At 71.2% G+C, this 19,376-nt stretch carries 16 protein-coding genes and 5 pseudogenes; 15 read left to right on the top strand and 6 right to left on the bottom strand.

What is annotated here, in order from left to right:
* The 3 genes and pseudogenes from AB1285_RS18500 to AB1285_RS18490 all read right to left on the bottom strand — a co-directional run.
* Positions 1 to 219 (bottom strand): annotated as a pseudogene (locus AB1285_RS18500) (aldo/keto reductase); the annotation flags it as partial.
* Positions 220 to 227: 8 nt separating this feature from the next.
* The gene (locus AB1285_RS18495) at positions 228 to 1,328 is read right to left on the bottom strand and encodes a zinc-binding dehydrogenase (RefSeq protein WP_429977614.1); all 1,101 of its coding nucleotides are present in this window, start codon (positions 1,326 to 1,328) and stop codon (positions 228 to 230) included.
* A gap of 95 nt (positions 1,329 to 1,423) precedes the next feature.
* A complete protein-coding gene (locus AB1285_RS18490; protein ID WP_268777110.1) occupies positions 1,424 to 2,158 on the bottom strand; it encodes an SDR family NAD(P)-dependent oxidoreductase in 735 nt (244 codons plus the stop codon).
* Between the two features lie 99 nt (positions 2,159 to 2,257).
* Here AB1285_RS18490 and AB1285_RS18485 point away from each other — a divergent pair, with 99 nt between their 5' ends.
* From AB1285_RS18485 to AB1285_RS18450, 8 genes are all read left to right on the top strand, one after another.
* Complete coding sequence (locus AB1285_RS18485; protein ID WP_292793940.1) at positions 2,258 to 3,220, top strand: aldo/keto reductase; 963 nt, start codon at positions 2,258 to 2,260, stop codon at positions 3,218 to 3,220.
* Between the two features lie 1,030 nt (positions 3,221 to 4,250).
* Positions 4,251 to 5,780, top strand: a complete 1,530-nt coding sequence (locus AB1285_RS18480) for an ABC transporter substrate-binding protein (RefSeq protein ID WP_292793943.1) — start codon at positions 4,251 to 4,253, stop codon at positions 5,778 to 5,780.
* A gap of 72 nt (positions 5,781 to 5,852) precedes the next feature.
* Positions 5,853 to 6,794 carry an ABC transporter permease gene (locus tag AB1285_RS18475; RefSeq protein WP_247642057.1) on the top strand — a complete coding sequence of 314 codons (942 nt, stop codon included), beginning with the start codon at positions 5,853 to 5,855 and terminating at the stop codon, positions 6,792 to 6,794.
* The gene (locus AB1285_RS18470) at positions 6,791 to 8,587 is read left to right on the top strand and encodes a dipeptide/oligopeptide/nickel ABC transporter permease/ATP-binding protein (protein ID WP_370428660.1); all 1,797 of its coding nucleotides are present in this window, start codon (positions 6,791 to 6,793) and stop codon (positions 8,585 to 8,587) included. Before AB1285_RS18475 ends, AB1285_RS18470 begins: the two co-directional genes overlap by 4 nt.
* A complete protein-coding gene (locus AB1285_RS18465; protein ID WP_292793949.1) occupies positions 8,584 to 9,432 on the top strand; it encodes an ATP-binding cassette domain-containing protein in 849 nt (282 codons plus the stop codon). Before AB1285_RS18470 ends, AB1285_RS18465 begins: the two co-directional genes overlap by 4 nt.
* A gap of 47 nt (positions 9,433 to 9,479) precedes the next feature.
* Entirely contained in the window at positions 9,480 to 10,067 is a 588-nt protein-coding gene (locus AB1285_RS18460) for a TetR/AcrR family transcriptional regulator (protein ID WP_101846902.1), read from the top strand.
* Positions 10,068 to 10,101: 34 nt separating this feature from the next.
* Complete coding sequence (locus AB1285_RS18455; RefSeq protein ID WP_292793957.1) at positions 10,102 to 10,776, top strand: alpha/beta fold hydrolase; 675 nt, start codon at positions 10,102 to 10,104, stop codon at positions 10,774 to 10,776.
* A gap of 74 nt (positions 10,777 to 10,850) precedes the next feature.
* Positions 10,851 to 11,855 carry a methyltransferase family protein gene (locus AB1285_RS18450; RefSeq protein WP_292793960.1) on the top strand — a complete coding sequence of 335 codons (1,005 nt, stop codon included), beginning with the start codon at positions 10,851 to 10,853 and terminating at the stop codon, positions 11,853 to 11,855.
* A gap of 88 nt (positions 11,856 to 11,943) precedes the next feature.
* On the opposite strand, the gene AB1285_RS18445 is transcribed toward AB1285_RS18450, so the two are convergent.
* Positions 11,944 to 13,287 (bottom strand): amidohydrolase family protein, encoded by a 1,344-nt coding sequence (locus tag AB1285_RS18445; RefSeq protein WP_292793963.1) that lies wholly within the window; start codon positions 13,285 to 13,287, stop codon positions 11,944 to 11,946.
* A 164-nt stretch (positions 13,288 to 13,451) separates the two neighbouring features.
* Between AB1285_RS18445 and AB1285_RS18440 the strand changes: the two are divergent.
* Together AB1285_RS18440 and AB1285_RS18435 are read left to right on the top strand one after the other, a co-directional pair.
* Positions 13,452 to 14,895 (top strand): annotated as a pseudogene (locus AB1285_RS18440) (glyceraldehyde-3-phosphate dehydrogenase).
* Between the two features lie 103 nt (positions 14,896 to 14,998).
* Complete coding sequence (locus AB1285_RS18435; RefSeq protein ID WP_429977613.1) at positions 14,999 to 15,379, top strand: DNA glycosylase AlkZ-like family protein; 381 nt, start codon at positions 14,999 to 15,001, stop codon at positions 15,377 to 15,379.
* Here AB1285_RS18435 and AB1285_RS18430 read toward each other — a convergent pair.
* Positions 15,361 to 15,624 carry a hypothetical protein gene (locus AB1285_RS18430; protein ID WP_429977617.1) on the bottom strand — a complete coding sequence of 88 codons (264 nt, stop codon included), beginning with the start codon at positions 15,622 to 15,624 and terminating at the stop codon, positions 15,361 to 15,363. The two genes, AB1285_RS18435 and AB1285_RS18430, sit on opposite strands and share 19 nt — an antisense overlap.
* On the opposite strand from AB1285_RS18430, the gene AB1285_RS18425 reads away from it, so the two are divergent.
* Together AB1285_RS18425 and AB1285_RS18420 are read left to right on the top strand one after the other, a co-directional pair.
* Positions 15,505 to 15,924, top strand: coding sequence for a DNA glycosylase AlkZ-like family protein (locus tag AB1285_RS18425; RefSeq protein WP_429977616.1), 420 nt, complete (start codon positions 15,505 to 15,507; stop codon positions 15,922 to 15,924). The genes AB1285_RS18430 and AB1285_RS18425 overlap by 120 nt on opposite strands.
* Entirely contained in the window at positions 15,816 to 16,043 is a 228-nt protein-coding gene (locus tag AB1285_RS18420) for a DNA glycosylase AlkZ-like family protein (RefSeq protein ID WP_429977615.1), read from the top strand. Before AB1285_RS18425 ends, AB1285_RS18420 begins: the two co-directional genes overlap by 109 nt.
* A 92-nt stretch (positions 16,044 to 16,135) precedes the next feature.
* Here the strand turns inward: AB1285_RS18420 and AB1285_RS18415 are convergent.
* Positions 16,136 to 17,579: pseudogene (locus AB1285_RS18415) on the bottom strand (helix-turn-helix domain-containing protein).
* Positions 17,580 to 17,653: 74 nt separating this feature from the next.
* Between AB1285_RS18415 and AB1285_RS18410 the strand changes: the two are divergent.
* The 3 genes and pseudogenes from AB1285_RS18410 to AB1285_RS18400 form a co-directional block, all read left to right on the top strand.
* A pseudogene (locus tag AB1285_RS18410) lies at positions 17,654 to 18,088 on the top strand (hypothetical protein); the annotation flags it as partial.
* A 121-nt stretch (positions 18,089 to 18,209) separates the two neighbouring features.
* Positions 18,210 to 18,760 (top strand): annotated as a pseudogene (locus AB1285_RS18405) (phosphoenolpyruvate carboxykinase domain-containing protein); the annotation flags it as partial.
* Between the two features lie 154 nt (positions 18,761 to 18,914).
* Positions 18,915 to 19,376, top strand: a 462-nt coding sequence (locus AB1285_RS18400) for a phosphoenolpyruvate carboxykinase domain-containing protein (RefSeq protein ID WP_429977612.1), incomplete at its 3' end; no start/stop codon positions are given.

Genomic DNA, 19,376 nt, shown 5'->3' with positions numbered 1-19,376 from the left:
CATCGCCGAGAAGATCACGTCGGTGAAGACGGGCGGGGCGCCAGGCGCGGAGTACACGCCCACGTCGAAGAGGTTCACGCCGCGGTCGGTGGCCTCGCGGAGGAGCGCCACCGCGTCGGCGAAGTCCATGCGGTCGTAGGTGTGCCAGGAGCCGAGGGAGAACAGGGAGGCGTGCAGGCCGCTGCGGCCGATCTCGCGGAGGGGGAGGGGAGTGGTCATGGTGCTCCTCAGAGGCTCGGGTCGATGACGGCCTTGACCTCATCGAGGTGGTGCATGTGGGCGATCTTCGCGGAGGCGTCGGCGAGCCCGACCGGGGCGCTGAACAGGTCGTCCCAGGGGAAGCGGTCGGCGAACGCCATGAAGAAGTCGATCGCACGGGCGTAGTCGGAGATGTCGCCGTTGAGCGAGCCGACGACCGTGAGCTCCTTGCCCATGATCGTGCTGAGGGCGAAGCCGTCTCCGGCCGGACCGGTCGAGCCCACGATCGCCACGGTGCCGCGTTGGGCGGCCATGCCGACGGCGTCCGGGCCGACGCTCGGGGCTCCGGCGAAGTCGAACACGTGGTCCGCCCCCTCGCCTCCGGTGAGCGCCAGGACCTGGTCGACGACGGGCCCGTCGCGGAAGTCCACGACGGCGTCGGCGCCGAAGCGGGCGGCGAGCTCCAGACGAGCCGCGGGTGCGCCGACGGTGATGACCTGCCCGGCACCCGCGATCCTCGCGACTGCGGTGGCGAAGATGCCGAGGGCGCCGGAGCCCTGCACCACCACGCGGGAGCCGGGACGGATCCGGCCGGCCCGCTCGAACGCGCGGAGGACGGTCTTCGCGGCGCAGCCCGCCATGGAGGCCCAGGTGTCCTTTGACGGTCGCCGGGAGCAGGAGCGTGGCGGCACCCGGGTCACGTACGCGTACTCGGAGAGCCCGGCCGTCGCGAACGGCGGAACGTCGGCGCGCTGGAGGAAGCCGTAGCCGCGGCGGGAGCACGCGACCGGCTCGCGCAGCACGACGCAGCCGTGGCACTCGCCGCAGGTGGACTCCGACCAGCCGATCCGGTCGCCGGGGGAGAGCGGGCGGCCGAGCGCGTCGCGGGTGTCCGGCCCGGTGGCCACGATCTCGCCGACCATCTCGTGACCGAGGACCATGGGCAGCATGCCGGGGAACGACATCTTCCCCTCCCAGATCTCGATGTCCGTGCCGCACAGCGTCGTGCAGGCGATGCGGACGAGGGCGGCGCCGGGTTCGATCTCGGTGGGCAGCGGAAGCTCTTGCAGGGTAAGCGGCTCGCCGTGCGCGGTGAGCACCGCGGCGCGGGTGGTGGTGGGGAGGGTCATGGTTCTCCAGTCGCGGGGCGGGTGGCGGGATCGAAAACGGTCCTCCGCGGTGCCAGGGAGGGGCGGAATCGATCCCGCACGGAGGGGGACGGGGATCAGACCAGGAGCTGGCCGCCGTCGACGGGGACCGAGACCCCGGTGATGTGGCTGGCGGCCTCGCTCGCGAGGAAGAGCACGAGCGGGGTGACCTGGTCGACCTCGGCGATGGTGCCGAGCGGGATGCGCGATTCCCAGGCGGCGCGGGCATCGGGGTTCGAGGCGAAGTCGGCGGTCAGGGGCGTGAGCACGGGACCGGGGGCGACGGCGTTGACGCGCACCCCGGAGCTGGCGAGCTCGATGGCGGCCGTCCGGGTGAGCGCGTCGACCGCGGCCTTCGTGGCCTCGTAGTGTCCGAGGCCCGGGGTGGGCTGCCGGGCGCCGATGGAGGAGATGTTGACGATGGCCCCGTGGCCGGCGGCCGCGAGCAGCCCGCCGAAGACCCGCAGCATGAGGAACGTGCCGCGGACGTTGACGCGCAGGGCCGCGTCGACCGCGTCGACCGCGACCTCCTGGAGTGTGCCTCCGCCGGCGACGACGCCGGCGTTGTTGACGAGGACGTCGAGCCCGCCGGCGTCCGCGAGCTGCGCGGCGGCGGTGGTGACCGCGCCCTCGTCGGCGATGTCGAGGGGGAGGGCGGTGGCGCCGATCTCGGCGGCGACGGCCCGGGCGGCCTCGAGGTTCACATCGCCGAGGAACACCTCGTCCCCGGCGGCGCGGAAGGCGCTGGCGATGCCGCGGCCGAGCCCGGAGGCTCCTCCGGTGACGAGGATGCGGCGCGGGGAAGCGGTCATGGTCGTCCTCACTGACGGTGTTCCGATGGGATTCCTCCGTTATATTCTACAAACATAGAAAAACGCAACCCCGTGCCCCGAGACGGCGAAGGAGCCCTCATGCCCGATGTGACATACCCCCGCAAGCCGCTGTCTCCTCGGGGTGCGACGGTGCCGCCGCTCGCCCTCGGATCGTGGAACACCTGGGACCGCATGGGCTTCGACGATGCCGTGCAGCTCATCCAGCGGGCGGTCGACCTCGATGCCGGATTCTTCGACATCGCGTACTACAACATGGGGCCGCATGCCGAGAACTCCCGGACCGACATCCTCTTCGGAGAGGCCTTCCGGGCGAGCGGGGTGGACCGTGTCGACGTCGTGCTCTGCGGCAAGCTCTGGCTCTGGGACTGGCCGCACCAGGGCTTCCGCGGGCAGATCGAGGAGTCGCTCGAGCGGGCCGGCCTCGACCGCTTCGACACCCTCGTGGTGGGGGACTACCTCGACGCCCCGGACATGCCGCGACTCGTCGCCGACGTGAACGCCCTCATCGCCGACGACCTGGTCGACTCGTGGGGGATCAACAACTGGCGGATCGCGGACACCGGGGCGGCGCTCGCCGAGGCAACCGCTCAGGGGGCGGTCGGCCCCGCGTTCGCGCAGCTCAAGTACGGCATCGCGCGCCGGGCCATGGCGGAGGGCGACGCCTATGGACCCCTGTTCGCCGACGGAACCCTCGCGCTGCAGGCCTCCGACGTGTTCGAGGGCGGAATCCTCGCCACGGGATGGATGCCCCAGCGCAAGATCGGTGCCGATGTCGGGGGTATCCGTGAGCGGATCCTCGCCGTGTACCCCCAGGTCGCGCGGGTCGCGGGGGAGTTCGGGGTGACGCCGGCTGCCCTCGGCATCGCCTTCTGTCTGGCGAACCCCGCGACGGCCAACGTACTCTTCGGTGCCTCTCGCGTCGCGCAGCTCGAGGACAACCACGCCGCCCTCGCCCTCGCCCGAGACTACGGCGCCGAGGTCCGCGCCGCCCTCGCCGACTGCCGCGTCGACCACGCCGTCCGCCCCGACGGCACCTGGTGACCTTTCGTATCTCCCACGGCTTCCCCGGCGTCCGCCCCGCCCCCGGCGTCCGCCCCGCCCCCGGCCGCCGGTCTCCGGGATCACTTCCGCACCTCCCGCGCGCCCCGCAGGCACGTTCCTGATCCCGCCTCGCTCCGCCCCCGCGTCCCACTCCGCGTGCGGGATCAGTTCCGCACCTCGCAGGCGCCCAGCAGGCACGTTCCTGATCCCGCACTCGCTTGGCCCGCGTCCCACTCCGCCCCCGCGTCCCACTCCGGGCGCGGGATCAGTTCCGCACCTCGCGCGCGCCCCACGGGCACGTTTCTGATCCCGCAGGACGTGACGTTCTGCGTGCCGATTCGAGAACGCGCCGAGTAGGGAGGGCGTGCGGCCGATTCTGATCCCGCTTCTGGTGGCGGCTGTGTGGCGGTCGCCGGGCCCGCCGCTCGTGCGCGACCGGACCGCTCTCCGGAGCCCCGGATCAGAAGTGCTCCTCGTGTTCGCAGCAGATCGTAAGCGCTCCTCGCCTCCGTGCTGGATCGGAAGTGCCCCGCGCACGCTCCGGATCAGAAGTGCTCCTCGGATCCGGGTGGGAGGTGCGTTCTTGATCCCGGGAAGGGGTGCGGTGGCCCTCGGGAGCGGCAGTGTGGCCCGTTCGCGCCGTCGTTCACCCCGGTGCGGGATGAGAAGGGTGCCGAAAAGGCGTCGCCGAGGGGTGTTTCTGATCCGGTCGGACGGGTGGGCGCAGTGGCGGGATCAGAAGTGGGCCGCGCGGGGAGGGCAGGGGTGCGTTATTGATCCCGGTACCCGCACCTGCACCCGCGGGGTGCGGGCGGGTGGGGTACGGGATGCGCCGGGGTGTGCGCGGGGGAGCAAGGCGGGTGCGCGCTGAGGCATCGGTCCGCGCGGCCAGAGGGCGAAACGCGCTTGCGCTCTTTTTCCACGCATGTAGACTAACCAGCACGACACATCGAAGTGGCGTCGGTCCCGGTCTCCGGTCAGCGGCTCTTCGAACCTTCTTCACCACCCCCTGCACCCGAGAGAAGGAACCATGAAACGAATGCCCCTCGCGGTCGCCGCCGCCGTCGCCGCGACCCTCGCGCTCGCCGGCTGCAGCGGCGGCGGAACGCCCTCGCCGTCCGAGGGCGGTGGCGCCGAAGGCCCCGACGCCCTCAACATCGGCAACTTCCTCGACGTCACCTCGTGGGACCCGTCCCTCGCCGACATCGGCTTCGACGGCCCCTACCTGTCCGCGGTGTACGACGCCCTCATCGCCCTCGACAGCGACGGCACCCCGATCCCGTCGCTCGCGACGAAGTGGACCGTGGCCGACGACGACCTCAGCATCGACCTCGACATCCGCACCGACGCCGTGTTCAGCGACGGCACCCCGGTCGACGCCGACGCCGTCGTCGCGAGCCTCGAGTACCTCAAGGCCGGCGCCCGGTCCGGTGAGGCCTACGTCAAGGCGAAGGGCTTCGAGAAGGTCGATGACGACACCGTCCGCATCGCCCTTACGCAGCGCGACGACACGATCCTCTACCTGATGGGCCTCGGCCGCAGCTACGTCATGCCCCCGGCGTCCATCGAGGCGGGCACGGTCGGCAGCGACCCGATCGGCTCCGGCCCGTACGTGCTCGACAGCGACACCAGCGTCGCGGGCGCCGAGTACCACTTCACCAAGACCGAGGACCACTGGGACGCGAAGACGTACCCGTTCGCCGAACTCGCGATCTACCCGATCACCGACGCGACCGCCCGGCACAACGCGATGCTCAGCGGACAGATCAACGTGCAGTACGGCGACGTGGCCAACCTCGACCAGGCCGAGCAGCAGGGCTGGAACACCGCCCAGCGCGTCTCCGGGTGGGCGGGCCTCGTCATCACCGACCACACCGGCGCGAAGAGCGAGCCCCTCGGCACGCTCGAGGTCCGCCAGGCGCTGAACTACGCGTTCGACGGTGCGGCCGTCCTCGCGGCGGTCGGCAGCGGTGCGGGCGTGGCCACCAACCAGGTCTTCCCCGACGGCGGCGACATCAACGACCCCGAGCTCAACGATGCCTACGCGTTCAACATGGATAAGGCGAAGGAGCTCCTGGCCGACGCCGGCTACCCGGACGGCTTCGACATCTCGATGCCGATGTCCCCGATCTTCGAGATGTGGAAGCCGTCGGCCGAGCAGGCCCTCAACGAGCTCGGCATCACCGTCACCTGGGACAACATGCAGATGCCGGACTACCAGCTCAACGCCCCGAACTACCCGATGTTCATCTCCTTCCTCGCGATGGACGGCAACGACGTGGCCACCGTCTCCCGGCAGCTGACGAGCGTGCAGTGGTTCAACCCGGAGCCCGACTACGCGAAGAACGAGGTCATCGCCCCGCTCGTCGAGAAGGTGCAGACGGAGCGCGGCGACGCGCAGACCGCCGCCATCAAGGAGCTCAACGAGGCCCTCGTCGACCAGGCCTGGTGGTCGGTCTGGTACCAGGCGAACAACATCTACTACACGGCGCCCGGCATCCAGCTGCAGCCCGTCGTGGGGATGATGTTCCCGACGCTGCGGTACATCACGCAGGGCTGAACGCCCGCCGGGGCGGTCGCCACGCGGCCGCCCCGGCACCCCTTCCCTCCTCCTCACCCTCGAGAGGCCCCCATGCTCCTCTTCACGGCGAAGCGGGTGCTGTCCGGCATCCTCCTGCTCGTCGCGGTCTCGATCGGCACGTTCTTCCTCGCCCACCTCGCGATCAGCGACCCGACCGCCTCGCTCCTCGGGACCACGGCGAGTCCCGCGCAGCAAGAGGCGCTGGCGGCGAAGATCGGACTCGACCGCCCCCTGATCGTCCAGTTCTGGGACTGGTTCTCCCACGCGGTCCTGCTCGACTTCGGCGTCTCGTGGCGCAACTTCCAGCCGGTCGGCGCGCAGCTCGCGGTGAAGGTCCCCGTCACTCTCTCCGTCGTGACCCTCGCGACCCTCATCACGGCGGTCATCGGCGTCGCCTTCGGCATGATCACCGGACTCCGCCCCGGCACCTGGTTCGACCGCATCATCAAGGGGATCTCCGTCGTCCTCTTCGCACTTCCCGGGTTCTGGGTGAGCCTGGTCCTGGTGATGTGGCTGGCGGTGCAACTCAAGTGGTTCCCCGCCGTGGGCTACGTCCCGCCGACGCAGTCCGTCGAAGGCTGGCTGCGCTCGATCACGCTGCCGGCGATCTCCCTCGCCCTGGGCGGCATCGTCGCCGTGTCGGAGCAGCTGCGCAATGCCGTGATCGCCCAGAGCCGCCAGGACTGGGTGCGCACCCTCCGCAGCCGCGGCCTGTCCGCCGCCCGGGTGAACCTGCACATCCTCCGCAACGCCTCGCCCGCCGCGCTCACGGTGATCGCCCTGATGTTCGTGGGCCTGCTCTCCGGGGCGATCGTGGTGGAGCAGATCTTCAGCCTCCCCGGTCTGGGGCAGCTCACGAACCAGTCGTCGCAGAACGGCGACATCCCGATGCTGCTCGGGATCACGGTGGTCTCCATCGTCTTCGTCGTCCTCATCAACCTCCTGCTCGACCTCGTGCTCGGCTGGATCAACCCGAAGGTGCGCGTCGCATGACCACGACAGACATCCGCGTCGCCTTCGACCGGGCCGCCCAGAAGCGCCGGTCGAGCCTGTTTCGACGCTTCCTCCGTCACCCCGGCGGCTACATCCCGCTCGCGATCTTCGTGCTCATCGTGCTCGTCGGGGTGTTCGCGCCGTTGCTGGCGCCGATGGACCCGAACCTCGTCGACCTCGCGGCAGCCAAGGCCCCGCCCTCGCCGGAGCACCTGCTCGGCGGCGACTCCACCGGCCGCGACATCCTCAGCCGCCTCATCTACGGGACGAGGACGACACTGTGGGGTGCGCTCATCACGATCGTCACCGCGCTCGTCGTCGGGGTCCCGTCGGGTGTCGCAGCCGGGTACTTCGGCGGCGTCTTCGACCGGGTCGCGACCTGGATCAGCGACGCCCTCCAGTCGATCCCCGGGATGATCATCCTCCTCGTGGTCGCCGCCGGCAGCCGCAACAACTTCGAGCTGCTGATGGTCACCGTCGGTGTCTTCATGGTGCCGGGGTACTTCCGCATCGCGCGGTCGCAGACGCTCGCCGTCCGCGGCGAGGCGTACATCGACGCCGCCCGCGTGTCGGGCCTGTCGGACGCGCGCATCATCTTCCGGCACGTCATCACGGCCGTCTACCCGCCCGTCATCATCCAGACCGCGCTCACGGCCGGCATCGCGATGGGCATTCAGGCGGGGCTCCAGTTCCTCGGCATCGGCGACTCGAACGTGCCGAGCTGGGGCGCGATGATGCTCGAGGGCTTCCGGCTCATGCTCACCTACCCCCTCATGCTCCTGTGGCCCTCCGCCGCGCTCGGTCTCACGATCGCCGTCCTCGCGATCATGGGCTCCACGCTCGCCGAGCTCGTGCAGGTGCGCACGCCGCGGGCGGCCCGACGGCGGCGGCGCGGTGTGCTCGAGACCGGCGACGAGGTCGCCGCGGCTCCCGCCACGGGCAGCGTCCGCCACGAGGCGCCGGCGTCGGCCCTCCGCGTCGAGAACCTGCACGTCGTCCACGCGACGCCGACGGGGGAGACCGAGGTCGTGCATGGCGTGACCCTCGACGTCGCGCCAGGCGAGGTCGTCGGGATCGTCGGCGAGTCCGGGTCGGGCAAGTCGCAGACAGTGTTCTCGGTGCTCGACCTGCTCCCCGCGACCGGCCGGGCGACCGCCGACGCGATCTGGGTCGGCGGCGCGGAGGTCACCCACGCGACGCCGAAGGAGCGCCAGGCCCTGCTCGGACGCACGATCGGGTACGTGCCGCAGGAGCCGATGAGCAACCTCGACCCCTCGTACACGATCGGGCATCAGCTCATCGAGCCGCTGCGCCGGACGCACGGGCTCGCGAAGGCCGCCGCCCGGCAGCGCGCGCGGGAGGTGCTCCTGCGGGTCGGGCTGTCCGATCCCGATCGCGTGATGCGCAGCTACCCGCATCAGGTGTCCGGCGGCATGGCCCAGCGCGTGCTCATCGCCGGCGCGATCGCCGGTCGACCGTCGCTCCTCGTGGCGGACGAGCCCACCACCGCCCTCGACGTCACCGTGCAGGCCGAGGTGCTCGAGCTGCTGCGGGAGCTGCAGGCCGAGTACGGGATGGCGCTGCTCATCGTGACGCACAATTTCGGCGTCGTCGCCGACATCTGCGACCGCGTGATCGTCATGCGCGGCGGCGACATCGTGGAGTCGGGGCCCGTGGACGAGCTTTTCGCCGCGCCCACCCAGGAGTACACGCGCGAGCTCATCGCCGCGTCGCTCGATGATGCCGAAGGGCGCGCCGCGCTCGACAGCCGCCGGACGGAGGTCCCCGCATGAACGCCGTTCCGGTGAACCCCCTGCTGCAGGTCGACGACCTCGTGGTCGAGTACGGCCGCGGAAGACACGCCTTCCGCGCGCTGCACGGCGTCTCCCTCGACATCGCCCCCGGTGAGTGCCTCGGCCTGGTCGGCGAGTCCGGATCGGGAAAGTCGACCCTCGGCAAGGCCATCCTCGGCCTCGCCCCGGTGACCGCGGGCCGCATCCGCTTCGACGGCCGGGACATCGGCGGCCTCGGCCGCAAGGCCCGACGGGAACTCGCCGATGATGTGCAGGTCGTGTTCCAGGACCCGTACGGTTCCCTCAACCCGGCACTGACCATCGGCGACATCCTCGCCGAGCCGCTGCTGACGACGGGCATCGGAGCGAAGGCAGCCGACACGCGCGTGCGCGACATGCTCGACCGCGTGCGGCTGCCTTCCACGAGCATGGACCGGTATCCGAGCGAGTTCTCCGGCGGGCAGCGGCAGCGCATCGCGATCGCCCGCGCCCTGGTCCGCGGACCCCGGCTGATCGTGTGCGACGAGCCGGTCAGTGCACTCGACCTCACCACGCAGGCGACCATCCTCGACCTCTTCATCGAGTTGCAGCGCGACACCGGCGTGGCCTACCTCTTCGTCTCGCACGACCTCGGCGTCGTCCGGCGGGTCTGTCACCGGGTCGCCGTGATGTACCGGGGGGAGATCGTGGAGATCGGGGACGGCGAGCAGGTCACCCGCGCGCCGCGTCACCCGTACGCCGAGCGCCTGCGACTGGCCTCACCCGTCGCCGACCCGGTGGCGCAGCGGGAACGCCGGGCGCAATGGCTCGCTCTGCGGGAGGTGCCCGATGCGGCGGTACGGTAGCTCCAGGCCGGAACACGCCACACCCCGGACTCGGCCGGAAGGACGCCATGCCGAAGATCATCGACCACGACCAGCGGCGACGGGACATCGTCGAGGTGGCCAAGAGCATCATCCTGAAGGGTGGGTTCGAGGCGGCGACCATGCGCAGCATCGCCGCGGAGGCGGGCTTCGCGAACGGCGCGCTGAAGCACTACTTCCCCGGGAAGGAGAGCATCGTCGCGGCGACGTTCGAGACGATCCTGCAGCAGATGTCCGAGGGCGTGGAGGCCGCGGGGCAGGAACCGGTGGCGGCGGACGACGCGCTGCGGGGCTTCCTGCAGGCCACCGTGCCGCGCGACCCGGAGCAGATCGCCGCGGGCCGGGTGCTCCTGGCGCTCTGGGAGTACGCGATGGCGAACGAGTCGCTGGCCGAGCTCTACCGCGGACACCTGGGTTCGTGGCGATCCTCGCTCATCGCGCGCATGGAGGCGGCCCGCGACGAGGGATCGATCCGCGATCAGGACTACGGCCCGCTCGCCGACGAGTACATCTCCGCGGCGGTCGGGGCGACGGTCATCAACCTCATGTACCCGGACGGCGACCGCATCGCCGACTACGAGAACTACATCGACCGGTTCCTCGCGCGGCTGCGCTGAGGGCGAGGGGCCGGTCCCGAGAGGACGGCCCGTCATGACCCTTCCCCCTGAACGACCCGTGGTGTTCTTGCACGGCCTCGCCTCGCGCGGCACGCAGGACTGGCCGGAGAGCGAGTGGGCGGCGGTGCTCGGCGACCGACCGCGCCGCGTCCTCGACCTGCCGGCGCACGGCGACGCCCCCGGGCTCGGAGCCGTGCCGACCTCCGCGGTGCTCGACGCGCTCGCCGCAGCGATCGGCCCGGACGAGGTCGACCTCGTCGGCTACTCGCTCGGTGCCCGGCTCGCGTGGGACCTCGCCCGGCACCCGGGTGTCGCGGTGCGGCGTCTCGTGCTCGGCGGCCTCAGTGCGGGGGAGCCCTTCGCGCTCGTCGACCTCTCCGCCGCTCGGGCCGCGATCGCCGGCGGACCGGCTCCCGTCGATCCGCTGTCCGGGATGATCGTGCACATGGTGAGCCTGCCCGGGAACCGCCCGGACGATCTGCTCGACCTCATCGAGGGGCTCGCGACCGAGCCGTTCGCGCCCGAGGCTGCTGCCCCGGCGATGCCCGTGCTGCTCCTGGGCGGTACCGATGACCCGATGGCCGCGGGCATCGACGAGCTCGCCGCGCGGCTGCTCGACGTCCGGGTGCGACGCGTCCCCGGGGATCATCTCGCGGCGCTGCACACCGCCGCGTTCCGCGACGCTGTGCGCGGGTTCCTCGCGGACTGACCCGCCCGATCGACGCCCAGCCCCCTCCTGTCCTTTATTTCCAACATTCGTAGACATATCGAAAGGCATCCGCCATGACCGACACCCCCACTCCCGACACCCCCACTCCCGACGCCGCCCGCATCCTCGACATCGCCACCGGCTACATGGCCGCGAAGCAGCTCTTCCAGGCCAGCCGCATCGGTCTGTTCGCCGCCGTCGCCGCCGGCGCCGACACGGCCGTGGCGATCGCCGAGCGCTGCGGGGTCAGCGAGCGGATCGCCCGGCTGCTCGCCGACGCCCTCGCCGCGAAGGGTCTCCTCGTCCGCACCGAGGGGCGCTACGCGCTGGCCCCCGACGCGTCCGCCTACCTCACCGGGGAGGACGCGGTGATCGACCTCGCCCCCTTCCTCACCTTCCTCGACGAGATCAGCTACCCGCACTGGCTGCAGTTCGCCCACACGGTGGACACCACCCAACCGGGCGACCTGCAGATGGACGACGCGCGGTGGGGCACGTTCATGGCCGGCGTCATGACGTACAACCGCCTGCACGCGCAGGAGTTCGGCCGGCTCGTCGACCTCGCCGGCGCGACGAAGGCCCTCGATTTCGGCGGTCTGTCCGCCGAGTTCGCCCTCGCCGTCATGGCACGCAACCCGCAGCTGCACACGACCTTCGTCTACGCTCCCGGGTTCGAGGACGGCGTGGCCGAGGCGGTCGCGGCGGCGGGCGTCGCCGACCGGGTCGCCATCGAGGTCGGGGACACGGCGACCACGGCTCCCGAGGGCGCGTACGACGCGGTGTTCGCCAACCACGTCATCCACCGGTTCTCCGCGGAGGAGAACGCGCAGATCTTCCGCCGACTCCGTGCGGCGGCGGCCGACGGGGCGACGCTGACGGTGCTCGACTTCTTCCTCGACGACGACGACGAGCAGCGCGCCCTGGATGCCCTGCACGCGGGGGAGTATCTCGTGATCGACGGCACCGTGGTGTACCCCGAGTCCGAGGTGCGCGGTTGGCTGTCGGATGCCGGGTGGGCGGTGCGCGACACCGTCGCCCTGCCGGGGAGCCCGCGCGTGCTCCTGGCCACCGCGGTCTGACGACCGCGGTCCGAGACTGGTCCGAGGGGGATCAGAGGCGGGCGGCATGCGTGAACATGCCGCCCGCCGTTTTCGTGGGCGCGGGTGGTCAGTCCCGGGTGAACACCGTGCGACCGTCGACGATCGTCCGCTCGACCTGGAGGGCGGCGAACGGGCGCCCCGGGGTGCACGGATCCTCGTCGAGCACCGTGACGTCCGCGACCCTGCCGAGTTCGAGGGTTCCCTTCCAGGTCGCGGCACCGTCCTGGATCGCGGCGTCCGCCGTCATGGTGCGCAGCAGCCGGCGCCGAGTCGCGGCGTCGTCCGCTCGACCGTCGGCGGCGAGGAGGGCGAGGGAGGCGTCGAGGCTGGGTCGCCAGTCCGGCGTGGCGATCGGCGCGTCGCTGGTCACGGTGGTCAGCGCCCCCGAGCAGAGCATCTCGGCCAGCGGCCAGGCGGCGGCGACCCGGGCCTCTCCGAGCTGCACGGCCGCCCAGGAGTGCGTGTGCGCGGCGATGAGGGGCTGCACGGCGAACCCGACGCCGAGACGCTCCGCGCGGCGGATCTGCGCCGGCGTCGCGAGGTCGCCGTGCACGACGTGGTGGGGTGCCGGCGGCGGGGGAGTCTCGCCGGCGCGTTCCAGTGCGGTGAGGAACTCTTCGATCGAGCGATCGCCGGTGGCGTGCACGGCGATCTGGAGTCCGCGACCGGCGGCCAGGGCGATCATCTGCTGGAAGGCGCTGAGCGGATCGGCGTCGCCGCGGGTGAGCAGGTGCCCGGTCGTCCCGTCGGGGTACGGGTCGGACGTCCATGCGGTGGCCATCGGCGGGATGCCGTCGGCGAAGATCTTCACGCCGGGGATCGCGAGCCAGCGCGGGTCGGTCGTCGGCGGCGGCACCGGGAGTCCGGCGGCGAAGTCCTTTAGGGAGCTCTCTCCGTCGATCGTCCCGAACAGGCGCAGCAGCGTGACGCGCGAGGTCTGGGCCCCCTCGCGGTGCAGCTCCACATACGACTCGAGCATGTCGGTGCCGAAGCAGCCGGTCTCCCCGTCGTCCTCCCCGGGGCCGATGCCCGGCTCCGTGTAGCTCGTGATGCCGAGCTCCGCGAGCAGAGCCCAGGCGCGGCGCAGGGCGCTGCGTCGCTCACCGGCCGTGGTCACGAGGCGGCCGGTCGGCTGCTCCTCGGGCGGGGTGTCGGAGAAGAAGAGGTGCGGCCAGCGTGCGCCCAGCCACGCGGCGTGGAGGTGCGCGTCGTTGAGGCCGGGGATCGCGGTGCGGCCGTCGAGCTGCACGATCTCGCGGGCTGGGAGGGCTTCGGCCGCGGCATCGGTGGCGACGATCATCCCGTCGCGGACGGCGATCGCGGTGGCGACGGAATCGGTGGCGTCGAAGGTGTGGATGCGGCCACCGCGGAGGAGGAGGTCGGCGTCGTCGCCGAGGAGTGCGCTGCTCATTATTCCACCAGTGTAGACGTAAAACTCGCGCACTCGGGATGTCCCGCGCCGACCGATTCGGCGCGCGGTTCCGCGGCTTGTACCCTGGAGTCATCCCCCGAACACCCCGGCAACCTCGCGCGCGCCGGCGACCTCGGCGCGCGCTCACACATGCAAGGACGCAGATGAACGATTCCGCGGCACACCGCGACGAATGGACGGCGAGCGAAGAGCTGGCGGAGCGGATGATCCCGCTCATCGGGGCTCTCAAGCGCGAGCGCGACGTGGTCACCTCGCTGCACGGCCACCGCCTGCTCGGCCTCTCGGCCACCGGCCTCGTCGAGGTGCACGAGCGCGTGGCCCAGCTCGGCCACGAGCGCCTCGAGGTCGAGGACAGCCTGGCGGTGCTCGAAGGCATCCACGCTCTCGCCCCCGGCGCCTCGTCGATCGACGTGGCCCGCCTCGTGGAGGGGCATGCGGAGAGCGGCCGCCCGCTGGAGGAGTACCTGGCCGAGACCCTGGCCCCGGCCGTCGGCGCGGTCCCGGCGCCGCCGACCGACGTGGTGCTCTACGGCTTCGGGCGCATCGGCCGGCTGCTGGCCCGCATCCTCATCGCGCACACCGGCGGCGGGAGCGGACTCCGGCTCCGCGCCATCGTCGTGCGCCGCGGCTCCGAGAACGACCTCGTCAAGCGCGCGTCGCTGCTGCTGCGCGACTCGGTGCACGGCCGCTTCGCGGGCTCGGTCACGGTGGATGAAGAGGCCGAGCAGATCATCGCGAACGGCACGCGCATCCAGGTCATCTACTCCGACGACCCGGCGGCGGTCGACTACACCGCCTACGGCATCGATGACGCGATCGTCGTCGACAACACGGGCCGCTGGCGCGACGAGGCCGGACTCTCCCAGCACCTCCGTGCGAAGGGCGTCGCCCGCGTGCTGCTGACCGCCCCCGGTAAGGGCCCGCTGAAGAACATCGTGCAGGGCATCAATGACGACACGATCACCGACGAGGACCGCATCGTCTCCGCGGCGTCGTGCACGACCAACGCCATCACCCCGGTGCTCGCCGCGATCGACGAGGCCTTCGGTGTGGTGAAAGGCCACGTCGAGACCGTGCACTCGTTCACGAACGACCAGAACCTCATCGACAACTTCCACAAGGGCGACCGTCGCGGCCGCTCCGCCGTGCTGAACATGGTGATCACCGAGACCGGGCGCGGCGAAGGCCGTGGCCAAGGCCCTGCCCCAGCTCGAGGGACGGCTCACGGGCAGCGCGATCCGCGTCCCCACGCCGGATGTCTCGCTCGCGGTCCTGCACCTCACGCTGGAGCGCCCCGCCACCAAGGATCAGGTCAACGACTACCTGCGTCGTGTCTCGCTGCACTCGAAGCTCCGTCAGCAGATTGACTACGTGGAGAGCCCCGAGGTGGTCTCGACGGACTTCGTCGGCTCGCACCGCGCCGGCATCGTCGACGGTCTGGCCACGATCGCCGACGAGGACACCCTCATCCTCTACGTCTGGTACGACAACGAGTTCGGATACTCCTGCCAGGTCATCCGGGTGCTGGAGACCATGGCGGGTTCGCACCCCGTCGTCCTCCCCACCCGCCGCGAAGTCACCCTCTGACCTCTCCCGTCGACCCACCCCTTCCGCTCGACCCGGCCCCCTGCGTCCGCACGCACGGGGCCGGGGCACGCGAAAGGGGGTGGGTCGCGGCATGATGAGGGGCATGAAGACCTCACAGTGGCGGGAGGAGCGGCTGCGGTGGCAGGGGCTGACGGCGCCGGAGGCGGACGTGGCGGGGGCGGCGGCGCGGCTGCTCGCGGTGCAGAGCCAGGACTTCACGGCCGGACGGTGGGCGCTGGCTGTGCGGACGAAGGGCGACGTACGCCTCCGCGACGTCGATGCCGCGTTCGACCGCGGGGACCTCGTCCGGGCCTGGACCATGCGGGGGGACGCTCCACACGATCCCCGCGCGGGATCTCGGGTGGGTGCTGGAGGTCACGGCCGCGCGACAGCAGCAGCAGGCGGCCTCCCGACAGCGGCAGCTCGGCATCGACGACGCCATGATCGACGCGGTCGTCCGGGAGCTCACGCCGCGGCTCCGTGACGGCGGCTCACCCGGAGCGAGATCTTCGCGGTGCTCGAGGGCATCGGCATCGACCCATCGGGGCAGCGCGGCATCCACCTGCTGTTCGCGATGACAGTCTCCGCGTGCTCGTGCAGGGGCCGGTCGTGCCGCGGGAGGGCATCACGCGGGAGCAGCGGTTCGTGCTCGCGGCGGACCACATCCGCGACCACGCCCGCCCGGACGACCCGCTGGCCGAGCTGTTCGTCCGCTATGTCGAGGGGCACGGGCCCGCCGGGGTCGCGGACTTCGCGTGGTGGTCGGGGCTGACGCTCGGGCGGTCCCGGGAGGCGGCGGAGCGGGCGGCCACCCCGGGTGACCGAGGTCGAGGAGGGGGTCTTCGTCGGGAGCACCCCCGCCCCGGCGCGCGGCGGGCCGGCCGTCCGTGTTCGCCCTCGGTGCCTTCGACGAGTACTACATCTCTTATGCCGACCGCACCGTCGTGTGCGCTCCGGAATACCTCGCCGCCGTCGGGCCGGGGAAGAACGGGATGGTCCGGGCGACCGTGGTGGAGCACGGCCGCGTGATCGGCTGCTGGACCCACGCCGCCGCCGCGCACACCACCCCTCCGACTCTCTTCGAGCCCCCCGAGGACCCCGCCGCCGTCACCGCCGCACTCGCCCGCTTCGCGGCCTTCATCGCCTGAGCCCCTCGTCGACCCACCCCTTTCCGTGCCTCCCGGCCCCCTACGGCAGCGCGTAACGGGCCGGGGTGGACGCAAGGGGGTGGGTCGGCGGGTCACTCACTCGCGTGGCGGCCGAGGAAGTTGTAGACCTCGTTGTCGTCCACGCCGGGGAACATGCCGCGGGGGAGCGGCGAGAACATGTGGGGTGTGCACGCGGGCGCTCGGCCACGCCCGTCCCTTCAGCGCTCCGTGAGCTCGGCCGACGGGCGGCGGCAGCACGCCTCGTCGGGGCAGGTCGACACCGCCCTGTCGTTCGTCTCGCGTCCCCGCCACCACCGGGCGTCGTCGAACGGCACGCCGACCGTGACGGAGAACTCGCCCTCGCTCGACGACCCGGTCTGCGTGGAGCACCAGAACGTGCCGGACGGGGTGTCCGTGTACTGGTGGTGCTCGACGGTGCGGTTCTGCTCCGTGAAGGCGGAGCGGGCCTGGAACTTCCGGCACACGCGCTGCCCCTCCACCGCTCCCGTCACGTCCATCGGCAGGGGCAGGTCGTCGTTCTCGTAGACGCGAGTGATGGCTCCGGTCGAGTCGACGCGCAGGAAGTGCAGCGACATGCCGAGGTGCTGCGTGAGCAGGTTCGTCATGCGCATGCCGGCCGCTTCGTGCGTCACGCCGAACCCGTCGCGGAAGTCCTCCACCGCGAGGTTGCGGTCCTTCTTCGCCTGCTGCAGGAAGGCCACCGCGGCGGTCTCCGGCATCAGGCAGCACGCGGCGAAGTAGTTGATCTCCAACCGCTGCTGCAGGAAGTCGGCGTAGTCCGTCGGCGGGGTGTGCCCGAGCAGTCGATGCGCCATGGCCTGCAGTGCCATCGACCGCAGGCCGTGTCCACCGGGGATCGAGGCGGGGGGCAGGTAGATGCGGCCGTTCTCGAGATCGGTGACCGAGCGCGTCGAGTGCGGCAGATCGTTGACGTAGATGAGTTCGAAGCCGAGCTTCTCGGCCATGATGCTCACGGTGCGGTGGGTCAGAGCGCCCTGCGAATGGCCGGCGGCCTTGAGCTGCTTCTCCGCGAGCTTCTCGATGTCCGGGAGGTAGTTGTTCTGCGCGCGCATCCGCAGTCGCAGCTCCGTGTTGGCGCGGCGGGCCTCCTCCGGGGTGGCGATGGCCTCGCGCTCGCGGCGCTGCAGCTCGCGGTGGAGGCCGAGGATGGACTCGATGGTCTCGTCGCTCATGCCCTTCGTGACGCGGACCGGGGAGACACCGAGCTGACGGAACACCGGGCTCTCCTGGGCCCGCTCCAGCTCGATCTCCAGAGCGGCACGCCGGTTCGGCGGCTCGCCGGAGATGAGGTCGGTCACTTCGGTGCCGGTGGCCTGGGCGATCGCCTGGAGGAGGGAGAGCTTGGGCTCGCGCTTGCCGTTCTCGATGAGGCTGAGCTGGGAGCCGGCGACGCCGACGAGGGGCGCCGAGCTCGTCGAGGGTGTACCCCTTCTCCAGGCGGCGGTGCCGGATGCGGTGGCCGAGGGTCGTGAGGTGGATGCCGGAGGACGCCATTGTTTGAGTCTAGCGAAAGAACAGCGATTCTTATCGTTCGGTTTGGCCGAAAGTCCGCGTCAAGGGCGAAGAAGATGGAAGCAACGCCCCACACTTCGAAGGAGCAGTCATGGCCATGGCCGAAGTCCTCACCCCTCGCACGTCCCCTGTCGCCCCGACGCGCACGTTCGGCACCGCCCCCTTCCTACGACACCCCCGCAATGGCCGAGCTCGCCGCCTGGGTGGAAGAGATCCGCGCGCTCACGCAGCCGGACGCCGTGCACTGGGTGGACGGCTCGCGCGCCGAGAACGACTGGCTGCTGCGCGGACTCGTCGACGAGGGCAAGCTCATCAAGCTGAACCCCGAGTGGCGCCCCGGCTCGTACCTGGCGCGCTCGCACCCCAGCGACGTCGCCCGCACCGAAGCCCGCACCTTCATCGCCTCGGAGCGCGAGGAGGACGCCGGGCCCACCAACAACTGGGCCGACCCGGAAGAGATGCACGCGAAGATGGACGAGATCTTCGAGGGCTCGATGCGCGGCCGCACGATGTACGTCGTGCCGTTCTCGATGGGTCGCGTCGGCGGACCCCCTGTCGCACATCGGCGTGCAGATCACCGACAGCGCCTACGCCGTCGCATCGATCGGCATCATGACCCGCGTGGGCGACGAGGTCACCCGCCCAGATCGCCGAGGGCGCGCCGTGGGTCAAGACGGTGCACTCCGTCGGTGCTCCGCTGGAGGGGCCGGCGAACCGGACGTCGAGTGGCCCTGCAACGACGACAAGTACATCGTGCACTTCCCGGAGACGCTCGAGGTCTACTCGTACGGCTCGGGCTACGGTGGCAACGCCATCCTGGCGAAGAAGTGCTTCGCGCTGCGCATCGCCTCGGTGATCGCGCGTGATGAGGGCTGGCTCGCCGAGCACATGCTCCTCATCCGCGTGATCGACCCGCAGGGCAAGGCCTACCACGTGGCTGCGGCCTTCCCTTCGGCCTGCGGCAAGACGAACCTCGCGATGCTCCGCCCGACGATCCCGGGCTGGAAGGTCGAGACCTCGGCGACGACATCGCCTGGATCCGTCCCGGCGAGGACGGCCGCCTGTGGGCCATCAACCCCCCGAGGCCGGCTTCTTCGGCGTCGCGCCCGGAACGGGTGAGTCGACCAACGTCACCGCGGTCGAGACGCTGTGGGTGCAACACGATCTTCACCAACGTCGCGCTCCGCCCCGACGGCGACGTGTGGTGGGAGGGCCCTGACCGACGAGGCCGCCCGCGAACCTCATCGACTGGGAGGGCAACGACTGGACGCCCGACTCCGGTCGTCCCGCGGCGCACCCCAACTCGCGCTCTTCACGGTGTCGGCGGCTCAGTGCCCGCAGATCTCCGAGGACTGGGAGGAGGCCGTGCCGCTCGACGTCATCCTCTTCGGCGGACGCCGCGCGAGCAACGTGCCGCTCGTAGTCGAGGCCACCGACTGGACGCACGGCGTCTTCCTCGGCTCGAACATCTCCTCCGAGCGCACGGCGGCGGCCGAGGGCACGGTCGGCGAGCTGCGCCGCGACCCGTTCGCGATGCTGCCGTTCTGCGGCTACAACATGGCCGACTACTTCGGTCACTGGCTCAAGGTCGGCCGGGGCCTGCGCTTCGACCGCGCGCCGCGCATCTTCCAGGTGAACTGGTTCCGTCGCGGAGCGGACGGCCGGTTCCTCTGGCCCGGGTTCGGCGACAACTCCCGCGTCGTCGACTGGATCATCCGCCGCGTGGCCGGTGACGTGCCGGCGGTGGACAGCCCCATCGGACGCCTGCCGCGCGTGGAG

The sequence above is a fragment of the Microbacterium sp. NRRL B-14842 genome, assembly GCF_050470785.1.
Note: the sequence above shows the minus strand (reverse complement) of the source record. Positions and strands in the feature narration are given on the sequence as shown.